The following is a 20,145-nucleotide window of genomic DNA, read 5'->3' as shown; positions in this document are numbered from 1 at the left end:
GAAGTAAGGGCGCGCGGCAGCATTCCCTCCCCCTTGTGGGGAGGGTTAGGGTGGGGGTCCATCTTCGTAAGAATCCAAATGCGATAGCCCTGCCCTCAAGGGGGGAGATCAGCAGTTTCCGCGCTTCGCACTAGTCCCCCTTTTTCCAAGGCAGGCTCCAGCGCACCTTCTCCAGCGTCGCCTTTGCCTCGGCCGAGTCCGGATCGGGCTCTGTCTCGCGATAATGCGCCGAGCCCTCAGGCGGGTAGGCAAGTGTGTTGTTGAGGGCGAATTTGTCGATCTGGCTGAAGTCGGGGAAAGGCAGATTTTGCGCCTCGCGCCAATCGCTGACCCTTTTCTCCGCGGCGATGCGTTTTTCGTCGTCGACCGGAAGGTCGGTGGCTCTGTATTCCAGTGACGAAGGGAAGGCGAACTGCGCGCCGGCATCATCCATGATGTTGATCATGGACAACAGGATGTCCTCGCGTATGGCTTGAAAATCGGCCACGTCGGCGGTTTTGACATAAGTGAACACGTCGATATCGAGCGAATAGGCGCCGAAGCCGGCAAAGCGCACGCGGCACGGCTCATCGATGACGCGCGGATGGGCAATCAGCAGCTTGCGCAGCTCGGCCAGGACGTAACGTAGCTGATCGGGCCTTAGCCTCGATACGGCCGTTATAAAGCGGGTACACGCCGTTTACGTCAGTGCCCGTCTGCTCGAACTTGATCTGGGCGCCGCCGCCGCGCCACTTCGTGTCCCACACGCCCGTCCAGTTGGCCGCGTCCTGGGCATGCGCCTGCGGCATGGCCGGCAGCAGGCCGGCAAGCGCGAGTGCGCCGATCAGCGCGACCGTCCGGATCAGCAAAAGCAGCAGCCGATCCTGTCCTGCCGCAGAAAAGGGGTTCATTCTGTTGCCCTTCTTCTTGCCGGCGATTCTGCTGGTCCGGCCAGAGAAGGTTATTCCGCTTGAAGATGAATATTCTGTTTCAGGCTGCGACGGCGATGCCGGTCAGTCATAGGTCAGATCCGTCGCCTTGCCGGCGAACACCCGGTAGGCAAAGAACGAATAGAAGATGATGATCGGCAGCACGACGACCGTCCCGACCAGGATGACCGCCAGGCTTTCGGGTGCCGAAGCAGCCTGCCAGATGGTCAGCCGGTCGGGCACCACGAAGGGGTAGAACGACCAGGCGAGGCCGGCAAAACCGAGCGTGAAGATCGCGGCCAATGTCAGGAACGGGAGCAGCGCGTGGCGGTCGCCGGGTTTCGGCAGATGGAAGGTCTGGCGCCACAGCCACAGGAACAGCACTGCCGACAGGATCGGCAGTGGCGACAAATAGAGCATGGCCGGCCAGACGAACCATTTGTCGAAGATGCGCGCGCTGGCAAAGGGCGTGGCCAGCGATACCGCGACCATGCCGAGCGCGGTCAGCACCAGCGCCGTCCGCAGCCACAGCACCGCCTTCTTCTGCAGATCGCCTTCCGTCTTGTAGATGACCCAGGCCGCTCCCATCGCCGCGTAGGCCGCGGCAAGGCAGAGCGCCACCAGCGCGCCGAAAGCGACGCCGCCAGGGCCGACGTCGAGGCCGAGCACATAGACGCCGAGCATATAACCTTGCGCCAGCGACGCGATGACCGAGCCGAGGAAAAAGATGCGGTTCCAGCGGTGCTTCCTGCCGGCCGGCACCTTGGCGCGGAAGTCAAATGCGACGCCGCGCAGGATCAAACCCACCAGCAGCACGAAGACCGGAATGTAGAGCGCCGTCAGAATGGTGCCGTGCGCCAATGGGAAGGCGACCAGCAGCAGGCCGACCGCCAGCACCAGCCAGGTCTCGTTGGCGTCCCAGAACGGGCCGATGGCGGCGATCATCGTATCCTGCTCGGTGTCTTCGGCTGCGGCGAACAGGATGCCGATGCCGAGATCGAAGCCGTCGAGGATGACGTAGATCAGGATAGCGAGGCCCATCAGCCCGGCGAAGATCAGAGGCAGCAGGGTCGGCCAGTCGACGCTCATGATGTTTCTCCTGGTTGCGCAACCGGCTGCGACAGCGGCCTGTTCATGACGCCCGGTAGCGGCGAGGTGTCACCATCCTTCGCCGCCTTCAATGCCAGATGCACCAACACGCCGAGATAGGCGATCAAGAGCAGCACGTAGAGGATGAGATAGACCGCGAGCGACAGCGCGACATGGCTGCCGGCGACCGGCCCGACAGCATCGGCGGTACGCAGCACGCCGGTGACCAGCCAGGGCTGGCGGCCGATCTCGGTGGTGTACCAGCCGGCCAGCGTCGCCAGCCAGCCGGACAGCGCCATCGGCACCATGACAAGCGCCAGCGGCTTGGGCAGGCCGTGGCGGCGCTTGAGGAAGAAGGCCGCCGACCAGGAGACGGCGAGCATCAGGAGGCCGGTGCCGACCATGATGCGAAAGCCCCAGAACACCGGAAATACGGGCGGATGGTTGCCGGCATAATCGTTCAGACCCGGCACGATGCCGCCGGCGCTGTGCCTGAGGATGAGGCTGGCGCCATCCGGAATGGTGAGCTCGAACCTGTTCTGCTTGGCCGCTTCATCGGGAAGAGCAAACAGCACCAACGGCACGTTGGGACCGGTGTTCCAGTTGGCTTCCATGGCGGCGATCTTCTGCGGCTGGTGTTCCAGCGTGTTGAGGCCGTGCTGGTCGCCGGCAAAGATCTGGATGGGAATCAGGATAGCGGCGGTGAAGACGCCGGTGCGCAGGGCCTTCCACATCGATTCCGAGCGATCGCCGTAGAGATAGCGCAGCGCCGACAGGCCGGCGATCAGGAACGAGACGGTCAGCCCCGAAGCAAGCAGCATATGAACGAGCCGGTAGGGCATGGACGGATTGAAGACAACGGCCCACCAGTCGGTGGCGTGCGCAACACGATTGCGCATCTCGAAACCGGCCGGTGTCTGCATCCACGAATTGAGCGCGATGATCCAGAAGGCGGACAAGGTGGTGCCGCCGGCCACCAGCACCGTCGCCAGCGTATGGACGCGGTTCGAGACGCGGCGGAAGCCGAACAGCATGATGCCGAGGAACGCCGCCTCGAGGAAGAAGGCGGTCAGGATTTCGTAGGCCAGCAGCGGGCCGGCAATGTTGCCGACCGTCTCCATATAGCCCGGCCAGTTGGTGCCGAACTGAAAACTCATGGTGACGCCGGAAACCACGCCCATGGCGAAGGACAGCGCGAATACCTTAACCCAGGTGAAATACGCGCGCATCCAGGCGGAATCGTTTGTCGCGTTGTAGCGGAGCTTGAAGAACAGCAGCACCCAGCCGAGCGCGATGGTGATCGCCGGGAACAGGATGTGGAACGAGATGTTCGCGCCGAACTGTATGCGCGACAGAATGAGCGGGTCCATGGCGGCTCCGGCTGCTGCTTGTTTGTTGAAGGATAGGCTTGATGCACCGGACGGTCAAAGCGGCGTCCCGCCGCGAGGCGGAACGCCGCAGTGCGGTTAATCTGCTGTTGCGTGGAATTTGGCTGGACGACCGGGCAGGTGTTGCCTATTCCGGCGAACCTCGATGTCCAGAACTGTCAGAAGCGCCATTGACATCCGGATTTGCGAACCGACATTCAGCGGATTAAACCAACAACTCTGTTTCAAGCAGTCGTTTTCAGCCATGCAGCCGATCATCTCGATTTCCGGGGTCTCCAAGACCTACGCCACCGGCTTCAAGGCGCTGAAGGAGATCAATCTCGACATCGTGCGCGGCGAGATCTTTGCGCTGCTCGGGCCGAATGGCGCCGGCAAGACAACGCTGATCTCGATCGTCTGCGGCATCGTCAACCGCTCGTCGGGTTCCGTCACCGTCGATGGCCATGACATCAACCGCGACTACCGCGCCGCGCGCAGTCTGATCGGGCTGGTGCCGCAGGAACTGACCATCGACGCCTTCGAGAGCGTCTGGGCGACGGTCAACTACAGCCGCGGCCTGTTCGGCAAGCCGGCGGACAAGGCGTTCGTCGAAAAAGTGCTGCGCGACCTGTCGCTCTGGGACAAGAAGGACGCCAAGGCGATCACGCTGTCCGGCGGCATGAAGCGCCGGCTGATGATTGCCAAGGCGTTGTCGCACGAGCCGCGCATCCTGTTCCTCGACGAACCGACGGCAGGCGTCGATGTCGAGCTGCGCCAGGACATGTGGGCGATGGTGCGCCGGCTGCGCGAAGACGGCGTCACCATCATCCTGACCACGCATTACATCGAAGAAGCCGAGGCGATGGCCGACCGCGTCGGCGTCATCAACCGCGGCGAGATCGTGCTGGTGGAGGACAAGGCCGAGCTGATGCGCAAGCTTGGCCGCAAACGGCTTGTGCTGGAACTGCGCAGTCCCCTGGCCACCGTTCCCGATGCTTTTTCGCACTACGCGCTGGAGCTTTCGCCGGATGGCGGACAGCTGACCTATACTTATGACAACCAGAGCGAACGGCCGGGCGTCGCCTCGCTGATCCGCGAGCTCGAGGCGGCCGGCATCCAGTTCCGCGACATCGATACGGAAAACAGCTCGCTCGAGGAGATCTTCGTCAACCTGGTGAGGAAACCGGCATGAACCCGCGCGCGGCCATGAATCTTCATGCGGTATGGGCGATCTATCGGGTGGAGATGGCGCGCGCCCTTCGCACTGTGCTGCAGAGCATCGTTTCGCCGGTGATTTCGACGTCGCTCTATTTCGTCGTCTTCGGTTCGGCCATCGGCTCGCGCATCACCGAGATCGACGGCATCAGCTACGGCGCCTTCATCGTACCGGGGCTGATCATGCTGTCGCTGCTGACGCAATCGATCTCCAACGCCTCTTTCGCCATCTATTTTCCGAAATTCGTCGGCTCGATCTACGAATTGCTGTCCGCGCCGGTGTCCTATCTGGAGATCGTCATCGCCTATGTCGGGGGCGCGGCGACAAAGTCGATCGTGCTTGGCCTGATCATCCTGGCGACGGCCTCGCTGTTCGTGCCGCTGACGATCGAGCATCCGTTCTGGATGCTCGCCTTCCTGGTGCTGACGGCGGTGACCTTCAGCCTGTTCGGCTTTATCATCGGCATCTGGGCGAAGAGCTTCGAGCAGCTGCAGCTGGTGCCGCTGCTGATCATCACGCCGCTGACCTTCCTCGGCGGCAGCTTCTATTCGATCAACATGCTGCCCGGCATCTGGCGCACGGTGACGCTGTTCAACCCGGTGGTCTACCTGGTCAGTGGGTTCCGCTGGAGCTTCTACGGCAAGTCCGACGTTTCGGTCGGCGTCAGCCTCGGCATGACGGTGGTCTTCCTGCTCATCTGCATAACGATCGTCGCCTGGATCTTCAGGACCGGCTACCGGCTGCGCAACTGATCGAACGGGCCTCGTCCAGGCGAAGCAGCCTGACCGATCGACCTTTCCTTGCCGAAGGCGATAGGCCTGCGCCCGATGCCTGGAACCCGCGCTTGAATGCCTCGATTTGCTTTTCATGCATTGTTATATATCATGTTATCGATGTTCATGGGGATGAATTGGCCTATGGAAGACGTCATACGATCGCTTGGCTTTCTGTGCCTGGGCAGCAGGCTGAAGCGTATAGGCGAGCAACTGCAAGCGGAGGCGCAGCGCCTGCTCGACAGGCTGGATGTCCCGGTTCAGGCGAGCCAATACCCGCTGCTGGCCGCGCTCGACAGGCTGGGTCCGCTGTCGGTCGGGGAACTGGCGCAATCCCTTGGCATCGCGCAGCCAGGCGTAACGCGAAGCGTCTCGCTTCTGGCCGAATTGGGACTGCTCGAAGTCAGTCCGTCGACCGATGACCAGCGGCGCAGGATCGTCTCGCTTACTCGGGACGGGCGGCGGCTGGTCGATGTCGCAAAGCGCGACGTCTGGCCTTGCATCGAGAACGTGGTCGCGGATTTGTGCGCAGGTTTTTCGGGGCCGCTTCTTGAGCAGCTGGCTGCCATCGAGGACGGCCTCGCCGCTGCTCCTCTCGACCGTCGTGTAAATAAGCCTGAGGGTGCCGCGCAATGAGACATCTGCTCGACCGCCCTATCTGGAGCGCGCTTCAGACGCGACATCGGGCCTTCGCGGAGGGTGACAACCTCGCCATGCGATATCGGCCGTCGATCGTCCCTTTCGCCGCCACTGGCGCGGACGACCCGGAAAGCCTGCGGGCGCTCGAAAACCTTGTCTCCCCGGGCGAGAGTATGATCCTGCTTCAAGCGGACGCGATTGCTCTACCCACGGGGCTTTCCGCGACTTCGACCGCAGCCGGGGTTCAGATGATCGCCGAGCAGCCATTGCAGATCGTCTCCGACCCGCGCGTGCATCGTCTGACCCGAGACGATGCTGCTGAGATGCTCGCCCTGGCATTGCTCACCAAGCCTGGCCCATTCACGCTCGAAGCCTTGAGCCTGGGCGATTTTTGGGGTGTGAAAATCGAGGGCAGGCTTGCGGCAATGGCCGGCGAGCGCTTGAAGCAACCTGGCTATACCGAACTCAGCGGGGTGTGCTCACATCCGGAATTTCGCGGCGGTGGCCTAGGAAAGCTGCTGTCCCTGTTAGTGGCAAACCGGATAGTGGCGCGCGGCGAAGTTCCCTATCTCCACGCCTATGCCAGCAACGCCGCGGCCATAGCGTTATACGAGTCCATCGGCTTCAGGTTGCGAAGCACAATGAATGTGGCCGTGGTTCAGCGCACCGAATGATTAGTCGGCGCATGATGCGCAGCATGGATGCATCCCGTATCGGAAGGAAGGATTTCGTACCGCCGAAATCCTTCCTCGAGATGCAAGAGCTGGCTGCGTGTCAGACCGCGATCTTGCCGCCGCCTTGCCTGGTGATGGCAACGACCGCCGGGCGCACCGGCATGTCCGGCTTGAAGTCGGGCCAGCGCGTCGACAAATCCTCATAGTAGGACGGACGGCCGAAAGCCTCCCAGTCCTCGCCGCCGTCGCCCGGATGCTGGACCGCAACGAAGGCGGTCTGGTCGTCCGGCGCAAACAGGGGACCGCACATTTCGGCGCCGATCGGCACGCGGAAGAACAGCTTTGATGTCGCCCGTGCCGTCCCCTCCGTATCGACAGCCCACAGACCATCGGTGCGGCCGGTGGCTTTCGGGCCTTGGCCGTCGGTGGCGACCCAGAGGCGGCCAGCCGAATCTACCGTGCAATTGTCCGGCATGCCGAACCAGCCATTGGCGGTGGTTGCGGTCGAGAAGGTGGCGCCGACTTCGGCCACAGCGGGATCGCCGCATTTCAGCAGGATTTCCCACCTGCCCTTTGTCGCGGTGAAATCACCGCCGTCCTCGACGATCTCGATGATGTGGCCAAAGGCATTTTCGGCACGCGGGTTGGCGGCGTCGACCTGGTCGGCCTTGCGCTTCGAATTGTTGGTCAGCATGACATAGACCTTGCCGTTGGCGGCATTGGGCTGGATGTCTTCCGGGCGGTCCATCTTGGTGGCGCCGAGCAGGTCGGCGGCGCGGCGCGTCTCGATCAGCACATCGGCCTCGCCGGCAAAGCCGTTCTCCGCCGTCAGCGGCCCCTGGCCGAAGGCGATCGGCAGCCATTCGACCGAACCGTCGTCGGCGAACTTGGCTACATGCAAGGTGCCGTCGTCGAGCAAATCCATGTTGGCGGCGCGGTTGTCCGGATCGAACTTGCCTGTGGTGACGAACTTATAGACATAGTCGAAGCGCTCGTCGTCGCCGAGATAGAAGACGACACGGCCATCCTTGGCGACGATCGATTCGGCGCCCTCATGCTTGAAGCGCCCCATCGCGGTGCGCTTCCTCGGCGCCGAAGTCGGATCCTGGACGTCGACCTCGACGATCCAGCCGAAGCGGTTCGGCTCGTTCGGCTCCTTGCCGATGTCGAAACGGTCGTAATGCGCTGCCCATTCATAGGCACCTTCGGGAATGCCGAGGCGCTTGTAATTGGCGGCTTCCTTATGCCCCTGCGGCAGCTCGCCCGAGAAATAGCCGTGGATGTTCTCCTCGGCCATGACATAGGTGCCCCACGGCGTGACGCCGCCGGCGCAATTGTTGATGGTGCCGATGACCTTCGTGCCGGTCGGATCGGCGCTGGTCTTGACGCGGTCGTGGCCGGCGACCGGGCCGGAGAGCGCGATCTCGGTGTTGGAGGTGATGCGGCGGTTGAGCTTGCCGTCGCGAACGACCTGCCATTTGCCTGATACCTTGCGTATCTCGACGATAGTGCCGCCATGCGCGGCCATCTCGACATCGACTTGCTCCTTGCTGAGGGGCGCCTGCTTGGCTTTGCCATCGACGATGGTGACGAGACCCGGAAACATCAGGTGCGGATTGGTGTATTCGTGATTGACGACCAGCAGGCCGTGCTCGGCCGAGCCGTCGATCGGGATATAACCGACATAGTCGTTGTTGTAGCCGAATTGTCTGGCCTGGGCTTCCGCCGACTGTTTTGTCGGATCGAATCCCGGCGAATCGGCGAACAGCGGATCGCCCCAGCGCAGCAGCACGTCGGCGTCATAGCCAGGTGCGACGTGATGCTTGTCGTCGATGCCGGCCTCGAGCTCGTCGAAAGCGAAGGCGGAGCCTTTGGCGGCGCGGGCGTTGTCGGCGGTGATCAGCGCCAGCGGGCTGACGGTAGCGGCTATGGCCGAGACGGCAAGCGAACCCTTGAGGAAGCCGCGGCGCGAGAACCGCGCGGCGATGATCTCACCCATGGTGCGGTTGTCGGTGGGATTGGCTCCTGGCCCATCGTTTTCCTCGAGCAGGCTGGTGCGGAAATGGGCGTCAGGGGTGCGATGTTCGGTCATAGGGCCTGCCTCTGGCTGGATGGATTGCTGGAGCGTGTTGCCTTGCCAATCCGGTATTACCGGCAGGTCACAGTTTGATGACATGCCGGCTAAATTGCCACCTGCGATTTCGTATCCAACATCGGCCCCGCTTGACCGCGACCGGCGCTTCGGAAACAAGAGCTGCGGCAGGCGCGTAGGGACACATCGGGAGAGAACAAAAGTGAGTTTCTGGGGACTTGGGCAGCTCTGCGTTTCGACGGTAATCTTCCTGCTGGCGGCGATGGCCGCAAAACAGTGGGGGCTGGCGCCGAGCCTCGGCAAGATTGTGCTGACGTTGGCGCTCTATTCGCTGGGCAATCTGATCATGCTGAGGCTGATCCGTGAATTCGGCATGTCGGTGTCGTTCAGCCTATCGGCGGTGATCCAGCTGGTGTCGGTGAATGTGGTGGCGCTGGTCTTCTTCGGCGAGCGCGTCAATGCCTTACAGGCAACCGGCATCGTGCTTGCCATCGCAGCTGTGGCGCTGATCACGCTCGGGCCCTATCTGCAAAGGCTGTAACTGCGATCGGGCCGATGAAGAAGATTGCAAGCAGACTGCGCAACTGGCTGGAGTTCCCGGTTCTGCTGGCCGGGCTGGTCATTGCCGGCGGGCTGTGGGGGTTCGAGGAGCTGATGGAGCTGGCGCGGGCCACCACGCCGCATGCCTTCGACACCGAAATCCTGCTTGCCTTCCGCGAGGCCGGGCAGCCCGACAATCCGATCGGACCGGCGTGGCTGGAAGGGGCGATGCGCGACATCACCAGCCTCGGCAGCGCCAGCGTACTGGTGCTGATCACGGCAGCAATGATCGTCTATCTGCTCCTTATCCGCAGGCCAGGCGCGGCGCTTCTCATGTTCGTCGCGGTCGCGGGCGGCCAGCTCCTGTCAAGCGTGCTGAAATTCGACATCGACCGACCGCGCCCTGATCTGGTCTCGCATCTCGCCGATGTGGCATCGCTTTCGTTTCCGAGCGGCCACGCCATGCTGTCGGCGGTGACATATTTGACGCTGGGCAGCATGGCGGCGCGGTTTTTGCCCGGGCGGACAACGAAGATCTATGTACTCGGGCTGGCGGTGCTGACGACGGTGGTGGTCGGCATCAGCCGCATCTATCTCGGCGTCCACTGGCCGTCCGACGTATTGGCCGGCTGGTGCGCCGGCTTTGCCTGGGCGATGCTGTGCTGGCTTGCGGCACGGTTCCTGCAGCGATGGCTTGGGCGGGCCGACGGCACCTGACTCAAATCAGCCTGTTGATCAGGCCATGACCGCAGCCTGCCAGCAGGAAAACCATCGACAGCAAGGCTGTCGAGGTCGCCAACGCTTTGAATATCTTCACCCGCTCATCCTTTTGAAGTCGTGCCTGTGAAATCGGGATCGCAGTGGATGTCCCGCCAAACGATGCCGAGGTTTGTAGCATGACAGCGCATCGGCTGGCAAAGAGTGCTGCATGTTTGGAGGCAGACCATCAATCCTTGGTGCAGGAAGACGTCGCCGACCGCGCGAGCGCAGGAACTTCATCCTCGACTGTTCGGCGGTGCCGTTCTTCGATTCAACGGCGGCCAATGTCATCGAGGGTGCGGCCCACAAGGCGAGCCGCGCCGGCATTCGCTTCATTATATCAGGCGCTTCGCCGCAGATACGCCGCATGCTGATCAACCACGGCGGCAAGCGGCCGCTGGTGACTTATGCCGCCTCGATCACGGATCGCGGGCGCAGCTGAAGAAAGCCGCGCCCGCCGCCTCAGCCGATGGCTGGCTTAGTCGAGGTGCAATGCCGCGATCTCGCCGTCGTTCATCAGCGGCACGAAGATTGTCGACCTGCCGTCGGTGCCGATGTCGGCGCTGCCCGGCTTGAACGTCGCAACCGCTTGCGGCGTGCCGCCGGCTTTGTAGCGGTAGAGCGTGCCGGTCATATACGCGGTGGCGTAGATGCTGCCGCCGATGGCAACGACGCCATCGAGGTTGGCAAACTTTTCCGCGCCGGGCAGTGGCGAAACGGCCTTGGTAGCAAGATCGACCGAGAGCAGGCCGCCCGGCTCCGCGGTGCTGAAGTCGGGCTTGATGCCCTTGCCCCAGGAAGCGACGATCAGCCGGCCGCCATCGGCGAAGATGCCATTCGGCGAAGCAAGCGCCGCATCCCTGACGAACAGTTCGGGCCGGTCGCCGTCGATGCGATAGATCGTATCGGCAAGCATATCCGTGACGTAGATCTTGCCGGACGGGTCGGCGGTCACGTCGTTGAGGAAGACCGCGTTCGGCACGTCGATCGTCGATGTTAGCTTGCCGCTTGCGAGATCGACGACGCGCACATGGGTGAGGTCGGCGACGTAGAGTTTGCCGCCGACAATCGCCATGCCCTTGGGCGCGTCCATGCCGTCGGTCCAGTGTTGCGTGACTAGCTTGCCGTCCATCGACAGGATCGACAGATAGCCGTTGCCGTCGGCTTCGCCGGGATTGCCGACGATGTTCGAGACGATAACGCGCTGGCCGGCGGCGTCGAACAGCGCCGATTCAGGCTGCTCGAGGCCGCCGGTGCGCCAGAGTTCAGCGGCCTGAACTGCTGGCGCGGCCGCGATGCCGACCAGGGCGAGAAGTATCGAGGTGAAGAGGCTCTTCATGGCTAGTCTCCTGTAATGGACTGGCGGAGAGCTAGGCCTTTCGATACTTTTCGGGAAGATCTATCAGGACTAGTACCGAAGGCTGATACCAAATCGTGCAAAAGAGGTGCATCCCATGAACGGCCTGATCTTCGAAGCGCTGAAGCGGACGCTTAAGGCAAAGGGCATCACCTATCGCGTCCTTGCCGAGCGGATGGGTGTTTCCGAGCCGACGGTGAAGCGCATCTTCCACGAGCGCAACTGCAAGCTCGACCGGCTGATGGAGATCTGCACTGCCGCCGGCGTAGAGTTGGAGAACGTGCTCGGCTCTATGAACAGAGGACCAGGACCCGCCAACCAGATCGCGCCGGAGATCGAGCGCAAGCTCGCCGGGCGGCCGGCACTGCTGTTCGTCTTTGTCATGCTTTCCGAGAAATTCACGCCCGAAGGCATCATGCGCTCACAAGGGCTGAGCGAGGCTTCGATGTTCCTCTATCTGCGCGAGCTCGAGGAACTCGGCCTGGTCGCGCTCGGTCGCGGCCTGTCGGCAAGGCTGCTGGTCGAGGCGCCGATCCAGTGGAATTTCGACGGGCCATTGCGGCCGCTGTTCGAGATGACCAACAAGAATTTCATCGGCTGGGCCATCACCCATCTTGAGCGCGAGTCGACGTTCGTCAGCTTCTCCAGGCGGATGCGGCCGGAAACAGCGGACATGGTCAGGCGCGAGGCGGAGGAATTGGCGGAGCGCGCCAAATTGCTTGCTCATCACGACCAGCACACGACGCCCGAAGACGGACTGGTCGGCTACAAATGGACGTTTGCGTTCGGCGCAACGCCGTTCCCGGTGATCATGCCGATCGGGCCGCATCCGCGCGACGCAGGCGCGCGGACACCCGGCCGGGCCGCCGCAAAGCTACCGGCCTAGCCGCCACCCTGAACCCTTGTCTCGGCATCGGCAATCCTGGGCTTGTCATCCCAAATCATTTGCCGATAGTCAAAACCATATTCCAGCGTCGGCTTGACGATACGGAAATAGGGCGACAGGTCGAAATCGCGCGGCGTGTAGAGCGAGTGATGGCGGATGTGCAGGATTTCCCTGCGCGAAAAGCTCGACTGGGCCGAGGCACGGCCAGGCGCCCGGGTAATCTCCGGCAGGATCGGGTAGCGGATCAGGCCATACGCCTCGGCGATCAGCGACGAGCAGATGGCGCGCGTCGGGTCGCCGGAACCGAAAGCCAGCATGCGGCGGCGCCAGCGCACCGGCACCGGCGGCGTCGGCAAGAAGTAGCGCAGCATGTCGAATATGTTCCTGAGATCGTATCTGAGACCGAGCCTGCCGATCATGAACGCGACGACCGCTTCGCGATCGTCCGGAGCCAGGCCACTCGCCCGGCAGATGCGGGTGTTGTAGCTGCGATAGCGCGACAGCGGCACGGCGATGCAGCCATCGCCGAGCGTGACCTCGATCAGGCGCCGCCGCTCCGATCCGTCCTCCGGCTCCGGCAATGCATCGCCGATATAGAAGGCGGCATGCGACCAGGTCGACTGGGTGAGGTATTTGATCGCCGCCGAGATCTTCTGGTTGCCTTCGATGAGCAGGATGTCGCCGGGCTCGAGCGTGCGGCGCAACGTTTCGGCGTCCGGCGGCGTGTAAGGCTCGTAGCCGGACGATTCCTCCTGCAGCCGGCCGGCAAGCCAGCGGCCAAGTCGGTCCAGAAGCGTGTCGCCGGGCTCGGTCATGCCAGACGGCGATTACCACAGGGCGGCAAGTTAGACCATGATCAGCCCACGCCAGGCGTGCCGGCGTCTTCGTGCGCAACTGTGAGATCTTCGCGCGCCTTACGGGCGAACTTCCTCGTCGAGCGCTTCGGGCTGTCGCCGAAAAGCTCGGCCGCCTCGGCGAGGCAGGTCTTTTTCAGGCTCTTTTCCGAACGCTTCAGCAGCTTGGCAAGCAACCGCGTCTCTTCAGCAGGACCGAGTGGCTGGTCCTCGGCATCGAGAAGCGCGCGCATGACGAACACATCGTGCAGCTCGCCGAGCCGCTCGCCCAATTCGTCGACGGCCTTGCGCCGCGTTTTGATCGGCGTCGGCCACAGCCGGCCGAGCAGCGACAGGTGCATGCCATGCGTCTTGGCCGCCTTGCGCAGGTCGTGAAAGTCATCGGCTTCGCCGCGCGAAGCCGCCCTGTCCAGCGCTTTCCTGGCGCGGCGCAAAGTGGTGCGCGCGCCTTCGGCGAGCACGTCGGCAGCCTGCTCCGGCTGGTCGGGCAGAGCGAGCTTGTCGATCCGGGCGACACCTTCCTCGCAAGCGGAAATCGCCGCGCCTATCGCAGCATCGAGGCCTGCTCCGCCATGCAGTTCATGCTGGCGCGCGACGAGCCTGTCACGCACGGCACCGAGGCCATCGGCGGCACTTTGCTCGGGAAAGCTTGCCGCCAGCCGGTCGATTGTTTCGACCAGCGCGGTCGCCTCGCGCGGGCCGGCAAGCAGGGCCGCCACCTGGCGGTAGCACCGATTCTCCGTCACGCAGAATGTTTCGTCTCCGGAACGGACAAGGCGCAGCAAGGCGCGGACGTTCTTCAGCCGTTTGCGGCATTTGTGCAGCCCCGGTTCGGGCCTGTCACGCGCCGCGTTCAGATGGTCGATCACCTTGCCGATCTCCTCGGCGAGGATGCGCCTGACCTCTCCGGTCAGCGACATGCGCGGATCGATACGAAAGCTCATGCGACGATCTCCGGAACCCCCCCAAGGGCGAGCGACGCGTTGTAAAATCTCGGCTCGCCTGTGACTTCGCGGCCGAGCCAATCTGGCAGCATTTCGTCCGGTACATCCTCCGGCGTCTCGAGCTCGGCGATCACCAACCCCGCAAGCGTCCCGCCGAAGACATCGACTTCGTAGCGATAGCCGCGGTGTTTAACATGGTGGCGTGTCTTCTCGATGACATGTCCGATGGCAAAGGCCTGCATCTCCTGCGCCTCCGCCAAAGGTACCGGATATTCGAATTCATCGCGCTCGCGTGCCTGGCTGCCGAACTTGAGCGTCAGCTTGGCGGCCGCATCGTTGCTGATGCGGACACGAACCGTACGGCTGGGTTCGGCGACAAGATAGAATTGACGGATATGAATGTCCGCCTCGATCATTGCCCGCCATTCCTCACCTGAGACCAGGAATTTACGCTCGATTTCCTTGCCCATGGCCAGGCACTAAAGCGCGCACGGCCAGAGTTGGCAAGCCGCTTGACCGCACTTGACTTTAATCATTCGATTGATTAAATTGTGGCCATGATCAAATCGCCCAGCGCCAGCGGCCTTCCTCATGAGGCGCCCAAGACCGCCGCCGATATGACGCGGGCGGCACTTGTCCGCGCGGCGTTGAAACTGTTCGGACGGCAAGGTTTCGACGGCACCTCGACGCGCCAGATCGCGGCGGAGGCCAAGGCCAATATCGGCTCGATCGCCTATCATTTCGGCGGCAAGGAAGGGCTCCGCAACGCGGCGGCCGACTACATCGTCGACACCATCCAGACCGTTGCCGGCCAGGCGATCGGCAATCTGCAGGCGCCGGTCGCGGCATTGGCCGACACCGAGGCCGCGCGGGCACATTTAGCCGTCGCACTGGAGCGGATGGTCGCCTTCATCGCGGCAAGGCCGGAAGCCGGCGAGATTGTACAGTTCGTCCTGCGCGAGCTGTCGCATCCTACCGCGGCGCTCGACCGTATCTATGACGGCGTGTTCGAACCGGCGCATAACCGGCTCTGCCTGATCTGGGAACAGGCGACGGGCGAGCCGGCCGAGAGCGAGCGCACAAAACTCACCGTGTTCACGCTGATTGGCCAGGTCGTCTATTTCCGCATCGGCCGCCAGGCGGTTATGCGCCGCATGGGCTGGCGCGAGATCGGCAATGACGAGGCCGGAAAGATCGCGGCGGTGGTGACGGATAATCTCAGCGCGATTTTGGCTCGGCGCGATTTGGCTGCCCGAAAGGATCGTGGATCATGAGCCTGCTCTGTTCTTTGCCGCTTGCCGCCCAGCTTTTCAGCGCCTGCGCGCCGGGAGCACCGCTCGCCGTCGGCTACGTCGAGGGCGACTACGTCCTGCTCGCGCCGATCGAGGTGGCGCAGGTCGAGACGATTGCGGTCAAGCGCGGCGACCGCGTCGCGCCCGGCACGCCGGTGGTGACGCTGGAAAACGCCGACGCCAAGATCGCCATCGCACAAGCCGAGGCGGCCCTTGCGCAGGCCCAGGCGCAACTTGCCGACCTGCAGGTCGGCAAGCGGCCTGAAGAGATTGCGGTGCTCAAGGCGCAGCTCGACATGGCCAAGGCGCAAGCCGCCGACGCCAAACGCCGTTACATCCGCGCCAGCGATCTGTTCAAACGCGGCACCGGCACACAGGCCGACTACGACACGGCTTCCGCGACGCTGGAGACGGCCAACGCGCAGGTCGGCCAGGCGGAGGCCAATCTCGCCGTCGGCGGCCTGCCGGCACGGCCGGAGACGATCAAGGCCGCCGACAATCAGGTCAGGCAGGCGCAGTCGGCGCTGGAGCAAGCGCAATGGCGGCTGTCGAAGCGCGTGCTGACGGCGCCCTCGCCCGGCCGCGTCAACGATGTCATCCGCTATCCTGGCGACACGGCCGGGCCGACCGCGCCGGTCATCTCCATGCTGCCGGATGGCGCGGTGAAGCTCAGCGTCTATGTGCCGGAAAGCGCGTTCTCCTCGGTCGACGTCGGCACGCTGCTCAACGTCCATTGCGACGGCTGCGGATCGGGCGTGAAGGCTCGCGTCAGCTACGTGTCGCCGGATCCGGAATTCACGCCGCCGGTGATCTACTCGCTCGAGACCCGGCAAAAGCTGGTCTATCTGGTCGAAGCGCGGCCGGAGGGCGACGCCAGCGCATTGCAGCCCGGGCAGATCGTCGACGTCGATCTGGCGGACATCGGAAAATGAACGTCATCGACGTGCACGGCCTGGTCAAACGCTTCGGCGACAAGACCGTCGTCGATCATGTGACTATGGCTGTGGCCGAGGGCGAGATCGTCGGCTTCCTCGGGCCGAACGGCTCGGGCAAGACGACGACCATCCGCATCATGTGCGGCTTGCTGACGCCGGATGAGGGCGAAGGCACCGTTCTGGGCTTCGACATCCGCACCGACAGCCTGCGGATCAAACGCGAAGTCGGCTACATGACGCAGAGATTCTCGTTCTACGAAGATCTGACGATCGGCGAGAATCTCGAATTCGTGGCACGGCTGTACCGGCTGAAGCCGCTCGACGAGCACGTGGCTAAGACGCTTGAGGAGCTCGGCCTGACATCGCGCAGGAACCAGTTGGCCGGTACCCTGTCCGGCGGCTGGAAGCAGCGGCTGGCGCTGGCCGCCTGCATCATGCACAAGCCGAAACTGCTGCTGCTCGATGAACCGACGGCGGGCGTCGACCCGAAAGCGCGACGCGAATTCTGGGACGAGATCCACCGGCTGGCGAGCGGCGGCCTGACCGTGCTGGTCTCCACCCACTACATGGACGAAGCCGAGCGCTGCCACCGCATCAGCTACATCTCCTACGGCAAGATGCTGGCCACCGGCACGGTCGAGGACGTGGTGAGGAATGCCGGGCTGACCACCTTCGTCCTGCAAGGGCCGCGGCTCGATCAGGTCGCTGCCGCACTTCATGGCCGCCCCGGCGTCGACCAGGTGGCGCCGTTCGGCGCGACGCTGCATGTCGTCGGCTCCGACAGGACGGCACTTCAGGCAGCCCTCGCCGATGTCGAGAAGGAAAACAAGGGCGTCACGGTATCGCCCGGCGAGACCAGCCTGGAAGATGTGTTCATCCAGTTCATGTCCGGTTCGAAGGACAACGTGGGATGAAAAATGGGATAGACAGCATCTTTTCGTTCGCCAGGCTAGGCGCGCTGCTGATCAAGGAGTTCATCCAGATGCGGCGCGACCGCATCACCTTCGCCATGATGCTCGGCGTACCGCTGATGCAGCTGGTGCTGTTCGGCTATGCCATCAACAACGATCCGAAGAGCCTGCCGGCAGCGCTGGTGACGATGAGCAGCGATCCTTACACGCGGGCCATGGTTTCGGCGCTGCAGACCACCGGCTATTACCGCTTCGACCATGTTGCGCAAAGTGCCGCCGAAGCCGAATTCCTGATGGCGCGCGGCGACGTCGCCTTCGTCGTCACCATTCCCGCCGATTTTGCCCGAAGGGTCGAGCGCGGCGACAGCCCGCAGATCCTGATCGAGGCGGATGCGACCGACCCGGCCGTCGCCAGCGGCGCCATCTCGACGCTCGGCACCGTCGCCAATCAGGCGCTGCTCAGGGCACGCGGTATGCAGGAGACGGCGGCCGAAGCTGCCCGGGGCCAGCTCCAGGTGGTGGTGCACCGGCGCTACAATCCGGAAGCCGTCTCACAATACAACATCGTGCCCGGCCTGCTCGGCGTCATCCTGCAGATGACGATGGTGATGATGACCTCGATCGCGCTGACGCGCGAGACCGAGCGCGGCACGATGGAGAACCTTCTGGCGATGCCGTCCAGCCCGCTCGAGATAATGCTGGGCAAGGTGCTGCCCTATCTGGCGGTCGGCGCCGTGCAGGTGCTGGTGGTGCTGGCAGCCTCGAAGCTTCTGTTTGCCATCCCCTTCACCGGGTCGATGTCGCTGCTGTTGACGGCGGTCCTTATCTTCGTCTTGGCGCTGGTGCTGCTCGGCTACACGATCTCGACGATCGCCCGCACGCAAATGCAGGCCCTGCAGCTCACTTTCTTCTTCTTCTTGCCGTCGATCATGCTGTCCGGCTTCATGTTTCCCTATCGCGGCATGCCGGACTGGGCGCAGATTTTCGGCGAGGTGCTGCCGCTGACGCATTTCCTGCGCATCATCCGCGCGGTGATGCTGAAGGGCGCCGAGCTGCCGGCGGTGGCAACGGAAATCGGCTGGCTGGTGGTGTTCGTTGCGCTGTTCGCCGGTATTGCGCTGGTGCGGTTCCGCCGGACGCTGGATTAGGGTCGAACTCGATCCGCTTGTGCAAATGATCGAGATTTATACGGACTTGGCCTGGCCCGGGACCGGTGTCAATTCAGGCGCATTGAGCCCTTCGAAGGGATCGCGCCAGGCGTCGATTTCTTCGAGTTCAAGATACCAGCGACTGACAGAGGGATAGTCATCGAGCGGCAATCGGGCGACATCGTTGAAGGGCAGAAACGTCGCCATTCGAAAGTCGGCATAGGAAACCGAAGCGCCGACCAGCCATTCTCGCTCAGAAAGCTCGGCATCAAGTATGGCAGCGGCCGTGCGGAAGTCGCTCAGGCCCTCCTCAACCCGCGCCTGATCGATCGGGCCGAGCCCATAGCGCTGTTTGGTCCCGCGTTCGAAATGCACGACATCGCAGGCTCTTGCGAAGTTCTCTTTCCCCCAACTCAGCCATCGGATCATCTCGGGCTCGTCGTCGCCAGCGCGCCAGAAATCCGAATGCATATCGCGCGAAAGCCGACAGGCTATGGCGTCGGCCTCCCATAGGCTTTTTCCCGAACCTATAAGGATGGGCAATGAAAGATTTGGATTGAGCGGCCGAAATCGCTCGGCCTGGCCCGGAGCGAAGGGAGAGGCGAATTCAAACTCGACCTTGGCGTTGAGATACCGTGCCACCGCGACCGCGAGGCGAGGATTGGGATTGCGGCTGAAGAACAGTTTCATTGATCTCGGTCTTTGAAGGGTACCGGTTCGGCTGGGCGCAACGGAGGCTCGAGCGCCTCGAACCGGCACATGACCTGGAATTGGTTGCTATCTTAGCTGGCAGCAATGATCTCGGCATAGGTGCTGAGATCGACATTGCCGCCGGAGAGCACCACGGCAATGCATTTCCCGGCAAGGTCGATCTCGCCTGACGACAGCGCGGCCAAGCCGACGCAACCGCCGGGTTCGACCACCAGCTTCAGACAAGCCATCGCATCGCGCATCGCCTGTGCCACCGCCTTGTCGGAAACGGCGATGGCGCCCGCGAGATTCTTGCGGTTAATCTCGAAAGTGATGGCGCCCGGCTCGGCGACGAGAAGGGCATCGCAGATCGAGGTGTGGCCGGGCGCGTTCGACACCCTGGCGCCTTTGATCAGCGAGCGGCGTGTGTCGTCGAAATGCTCAGGTTCCACGGCCCAGACGGCGGTGCCCGGCGGAGCATCCTTGACCGCGATCGAAATGCCGCTGCTCAACCCGCCGCCGCCGCAGGGAACCACTACCGCATCGAGGCTGACGCCAAGCGCTCTTGCTTGGCGCATCAATTCGAGGCCGATCGTGCCCTGGCCGGCGATGATGGCCGGATCGTCGTAGGGCGGCACCAGGACCATGCCCTTTTCCACGTAAGAACGGACGACGGCAGTGCGATCGTCGCGGACCCGGTCGAAGGTGATCACTTCCGCGCCCATCTTCCTGACATTGCCGACTTTCATCGCCGGCGCATCGGCGGGCATGGCGATGACGGCCTTGACGCCGAACATCGCCGCTGCGGCGGCAACGCCTTGCGCGTGATTACCCGACGAGAAGGCGACGACGCCGCGGGCGCGTTCTTCCGCCGAGAGCGAGGAGAGCTTGTTGTATGCACCGCGGAACTTGAACGAGCCGGTGCGCTGCAACGTCTCCGGCTTGAACAGGATCCTGGCGCCGAAGCGATTGTTCAACTCCGGCGATTCGATCAGCGGCGTTTCGACGATCAGTCCGGACAATCGCGCTGCTGCACTGTGAATATCGGCGATGCCGGGAGGGGTGATCATG

Annotated in this window: 22 protein-coding genes and 1 pseudogene; 12 read left to right on the top strand and 11 right to left on the bottom strand. The window is 63.2% G+C overall.

Going from position 1 to position 20,145, the window contains the following annotated elements; genetic code table 11:
- Positions 1–130 precede the first annotated feature (130 nt).
- The 4 genes from NKH33_RS24340 to NKH33_RS24325 form a co-directional block, all read right to left on the bottom strand.
- Positions 131–592 carry a hypothetical protein gene (locus NKH33_RS24340; RefSeq protein WP_352614797.1) on the bottom strand — a complete coding sequence of 154 codons (462 nt, stop codon included), beginning with the start codon at positions 590–592 and terminating at the stop codon, positions 131–133.
- Positions 567–890 carry a hypothetical protein gene (locus NKH33_RS24335; RefSeq protein ID WP_352614782.1) on the bottom strand — a complete coding sequence of 108 codons (324 nt, stop codon included), beginning with the start codon at positions 888–890 and terminating at the stop codon, positions 567–569. Before NKH33_RS24335 ends, NKH33_RS24340 begins: the two co-directional genes overlap by 26 nt.
- Before the next feature lie 102 nt (positions 891–992).
- Positions 993–1,997 carry a cytochrome d ubiquinol oxidase subunit II gene (locus NKH33_RS24330; protein ID WP_352457875.1) on the bottom strand — a complete coding sequence of 335 codons (1,005 nt, stop codon included), beginning with the start codon at positions 1,995–1,997 and terminating at the stop codon, positions 993–995.
- Complete coding sequence (locus tag NKH33_RS24325) at positions 1,994–3,367, bottom strand: cytochrome ubiquinol oxidase subunit I (RefSeq protein WP_352614778.1); 1,374 nt, start codon at positions 3,365–3,367, stop codon at positions 1,994–1,996. Before NKH33_RS24325 ends, NKH33_RS24330 begins: the two co-directional genes overlap by 4 nt.
- A gap of 262 nt (positions 3,368–3,629) precedes the next feature.
- Here NKH33_RS24325 and NKH33_RS24320 point away from each other — a divergent pair, with 262 nt between their 5' ends.
- The 4 genes from NKH33_RS24320 (at position 3,630) to NKH33_RS24305 (ending at position 6,666) form a co-directional block, all read left to right on the top strand.
- Positions 3,630–4,556, top strand: a complete 927-nt coding sequence (locus tag NKH33_RS24320) for an ABC transporter ATP-binding protein (RefSeq protein WP_352539812.1) — start codon at positions 3,630–3,632, stop codon at positions 4,554–4,556.
- A 14-nt stretch (positions 4,557–4,570) separates the two neighbouring features.
- Entirely contained in the window at positions 4,571–5,332 is a 762-nt protein-coding gene (locus tag NKH33_RS24315; protein WP_352472853.1) for an ABC transporter permease, read from the top strand.
- A 165-nt stretch (positions 5,333–5,497) separates the two neighbouring features.
- Complete coding sequence (locus NKH33_RS24310; RefSeq protein ID WP_352539811.1) at positions 5,498–5,989, top strand: MarR family winged helix-turn-helix transcriptional regulator; 492 nt, start codon at positions 5,498–5,500, stop codon at positions 5,987–5,989.
- A complete protein-coding gene (locus tag NKH33_RS24305) occupies positions 5,986–6,666 on the top strand; it encodes a GNAT family N-acetyltransferase (protein WP_352921831.1) in 681 nt (226 codons plus the stop codon). The genes NKH33_RS24310 and NKH33_RS24305 overlap by 4 nt, the downstream gene beginning before the upstream one ends.
- Positions 6,667–6,766: 100 nt before the next feature.
- Here NKH33_RS24305 and NKH33_RS24300 read toward each other — a convergent pair whose 3' ends face one another.
- The gene (locus tag NKH33_RS24300; protein WP_352921829.1) at positions 6,767–8,758 is read right to left on the bottom strand and encodes a PhoX family protein; all 1,992 of its coding nucleotides are present in this window, start codon (positions 8,756–8,758) and stop codon (positions 6,767–6,769) included.
- A 202-nt stretch (positions 8,759–8,960) separates the two neighbouring features.
- Here NKH33_RS24300 and NKH33_RS24295 point away from each other — a divergent pair, with 202 nt between their 5' ends.
- The 3 genes and pseudogenes from NKH33_RS24295 to NKH33_RS24285 all read left to right on the top strand — a co-directional run.
- A complete protein-coding gene (locus NKH33_RS24295) occupies positions 8,961–9,299 on the top strand; it encodes a hypothetical protein (RefSeq protein ID WP_023679017.1) in 339 nt (112 codons plus the stop codon).
- Positions 9,300–9,313: 14 nt separating this feature from the next.
- Complete coding sequence (locus NKH33_RS24290; protein ID WP_352571569.1) at positions 9,314–10,015, top strand: phosphatase PAP2 family protein; 702 nt, start codon at positions 9,314–9,316, stop codon at positions 10,013–10,015.
- Between the two features lie 268 nt (positions 10,016–10,283).
- Positions 10,284–10,499, top strand: a pseudogene (locus tag NKH33_RS24285) (sodium-independent anion transporter); the annotation flags it as partial.
- 36 nt (positions 10,500–10,535) lie between these two features.
- Here NKH33_RS24285 and NKH33_RS24280 read toward each other — a convergent pair.
- Positions 10,536–11,396 (bottom strand): SMP-30/gluconolactonase/LRE family protein, encoded by an 861-nt coding sequence (locus tag NKH33_RS24280; RefSeq protein WP_352921827.1) that lies wholly within the window; start codon positions 11,394–11,396, stop codon positions 10,536–10,538.
- A gap of 115 nt (positions 11,397–11,511) precedes the next feature.
- Here NKH33_RS24280 and NKH33_RS24275 point away from each other — a divergent pair, with 115 nt between their 5' ends.
- Positions 11,512–12,300 carry a helix-turn-helix domain-containing protein gene (locus tag NKH33_RS24275; RefSeq protein WP_352921825.1) on the top strand — a complete coding sequence of 263 codons (789 nt, stop codon included), beginning with the start codon at positions 11,512–11,514 and terminating at the stop codon, positions 12,298–12,300.
- Here NKH33_RS24275 and NKH33_RS24270 read toward each other — a convergent pair.
- Genes NKH33_RS24270 through NKH33_RS24260 form a run of 3 tightly spaced genes read right to left on the bottom strand, consistent with a single transcriptional unit; the run spans position 12,297 to position 14,568 of the window.
- On the bottom strand, positions 12,297–13,115 hold the full coding sequence (locus NKH33_RS24270) for a C40 family peptidase (RefSeq protein WP_352921823.1): 819 nt from the start codon (positions 13,113–13,115) through the stop codon (positions 12,297–12,299). The two genes, NKH33_RS24275 and NKH33_RS24270, sit on opposite strands and share 4 nt — an antisense overlap.
- Before the next feature lie 41 nt (positions 13,116–13,156).
- Positions 13,157–14,098: a CHAD domain-containing protein gene (locus NKH33_RS24265; RefSeq protein ID WP_352903343.1), complete on the bottom strand. Its 942-nt coding sequence runs from the start codon at positions 14,096–14,098 to the stop codon at positions 13,157–13,159.
- Positions 14,095–14,568, bottom strand: a complete 474-nt coding sequence (locus NKH33_RS24260) for a CYTH domain-containing protein (protein WP_352921821.1) — start codon at positions 14,566–14,568, stop codon at positions 14,095–14,097. Before NKH33_RS24260 ends, NKH33_RS24265 begins: the two co-directional genes overlap by 4 nt.
- Positions 14,569–14,655: 87 nt before the next feature.
- On the opposite strand from NKH33_RS24260, the gene NKH33_RS24255 reads away from it, so the two are divergent.
- Genes NKH33_RS24255 through NKH33_RS24240 form a run of 4 tightly spaced genes read left to right on the top strand, consistent with a single transcriptional unit; the run spans position 14,656 to position 18,384 of the window.
- Positions 14,656–15,372 (top strand): CerR family C-terminal domain-containing protein, encoded by a 717-nt coding sequence (locus NKH33_RS24255; RefSeq protein WP_352903345.1) that lies wholly within the window; start codon positions 14,656–14,658, stop codon positions 15,370–15,372.
- A complete protein-coding gene (locus NKH33_RS24250) occupies positions 15,369–16,322 on the top strand; it encodes an HlyD family secretion protein (protein WP_352817890.1) in 954 nt (317 codons plus the stop codon). Before NKH33_RS24255 ends, NKH33_RS24250 begins: the two co-directional genes overlap by 4 nt.
- Entirely contained in the window at positions 16,319–17,239 is a 921-nt protein-coding gene (locus NKH33_RS24245; protein WP_352921819.1) for an ABC transporter ATP-binding protein, read from the top strand. Before NKH33_RS24250 ends, NKH33_RS24245 begins: the two co-directional genes overlap by 4 nt.
- A gap of 8 nt (positions 17,240–17,247) precedes the next feature.
- Positions 17,248–18,384, top strand: a complete 1,137-nt coding sequence (locus tag NKH33_RS24240) for an ABC transporter permease (protein ID WP_352473617.1) — start codon at positions 17,248–17,250, stop codon at positions 18,382–18,384.
- Positions 18,385–18,420: 36 nt separating this feature from the next.
- Here the strand turns inward: NKH33_RS24240 and NKH33_RS24235 are convergent, their stop codons facing one another.
- Both NKH33_RS24235 and NKH33_RS24230 read right to left on the bottom strand, forming a co-directional pair.
- Positions 18,421–19,074: a glutathione S-transferase family protein gene (locus tag NKH33_RS24235; protein ID WP_352473598.1), complete on the bottom strand. Its 654-nt coding sequence runs from the start codon at positions 19,072–19,074 to the stop codon at positions 18,421–18,423.
- Between the two features lie 92 nt (positions 19,075–19,166).
- Positions 19,167–20,144, bottom strand: coding sequence for a threonine/serine dehydratase family protein (locus NKH33_RS24230; protein ID WP_352614761.1), 978 nt, complete (start codon positions 20,142–20,144; stop codon positions 19,167–19,169).
- Position 20,145: the final 1 nt, after the last annotated feature.

This window comes from Mesorhizobium sp. M1182 (genome assembly GCF_040318335.1).
Lineage (GTDB): Bacteria > Pseudomonadota > Alphaproteobacteria > Rhizobiales > Rhizobiaceae > Mesorhizobium.
The sequence above is the reverse complement of the archived record's forward strand: the minus strand, read 5'-3'. Positions and strand labels throughout refer to the sequence as shown.